This window comes from Thermococcus sp. GR5 (assembly GCF_012027535.1).
GTDB lineage: Archaea > Methanobacteriota_B > Thermococci > Thermococcales > Thermococcaceae > Thermococcus > Thermococcus onnurineus.
Map to the genome: position 1 here is coordinate 1 of NZ_SNUN01000025.1, position 432 is coordinate 432.

Here is a 432-nt window from a genome sequence, read left to right on the forward strand (position 1 = left end):
TATATTTCGGGTGATTTTCTTTTCAGTTGGTCGTTCTGAGTGTGAGAACTTTTCAAATTGCTCCTTGCTTATGGGTTTAACCTTTAAATCGACGCCCGAAGGGCGTCAAAGGAAAATAAACCCTTTGAAAGGGCTGTTTTGGTTGGTTCTCTCTTGTAAGGCTCGATTTTCTCAGTAAAATCTTCTTCCTTTGAGCCTTTGAGCGAGAGCTACGAGCTTTTGGTGAAGCTTTTTTCAAAAGCTTCAGCGCTGGCGGAAGATGACGTGCCTTTTTTAAAAGTGCAAGTTTTAGAGGGGGTTTCTTTTTGACCTGCTCTTTGTGACATGTTTCTCTCTTTGAAAGCGCCCGAAGGGCGCTAATGAAGGAAACACGCTTAAAACAGGCGAGTTTAAGAGCAACCCCACCCGAAAATAAACTGTTTAAAACGCATG

Annotated in this window: 1 protein-coding gene; it reads right to left on the bottom strand. The window is 42.6% G+C overall.

Going from position 1 to position 432, the window contains the following annotated elements; genetic code table 11:
* Positions 1 to 76: 76 nt before the first annotated feature.
* Positions 77 to 432: hypothetical protein (locus E3E33_RS10900; protein WP_206203919.1), on the bottom strand; the 356-nt coding region annotated here is incomplete at its 5' end.